Annotated in this window: 1 protein-coding gene; it reads left to right on the forward strand. The window is 71.9% G+C overall.

Annotation, left to right across the window (positions count from 1 at the left end; translation table 11 throughout):
* Positions 1 to 25 precede the first annotated feature (25 nt).
* A partial coding sequence (locus tag ACSNOH_RS35070; RefSeq protein ID WP_436725486.1) for an acyl-CoA dehydrogenase family protein occupies positions 26 to 549 on the forward strand: 524 nt, incomplete at its 3' end.

The raw sequence follows: 549 nt of genomic DNA on the forward strand, positions 1-549 counted from the left end.
AATCCCTCCGGAAGGGCCCGCAGAGATGAAGCGTCAGATCTTCACCGCCGACCACGAGGCCTTCCGCGGAACGGTGCGCACCTTCCTCGCCAAGGAGGTCGCCCCGCACTACGCCCAGTGGGAGCGCGACGGCATCGTCCCGCGCGAGGCGTGGCGGGCGGCGGGCCGCCAGGGCCTCCTCGGGCTCGCCGTGCCCGAGGAGTACGGCGGCGGTGGCAGCACCGACTTCCGCTACAGCGCCGTGCTCACCGAGGAGTTCACCCGCGCCGGCGCCGCGGGCCTCGCCGTCGGACTGCACAACGACATCGTCGGGCCGTATCTGACGGGCCTCGCCACCGAGGAGCAGAAGCGCCGCTGGCTGCCCGGCTTCTGCACGGGCGACATCATCACCGCCATAGCGATGACGGAGCCCGGCGCGGGCTCCGACCTGCAGGGGATCCGCACCTCCGCCGAGGACCGCGGCGACCACTGGCTCCTGAACGGCTCCAAGACGTTCATCTCCAACGGCATCCTCGCCGACCTCGTGGTCGTCGTGGCGCGCACGACGCC

This window comes from Streptomyces sp. URMC 127 (assembly GCF_051386535.1).
Lineage (GTDB): Bacteria > Actinomycetota > Actinomycetes > Streptomycetales > Streptomycetaceae > Streptomyces.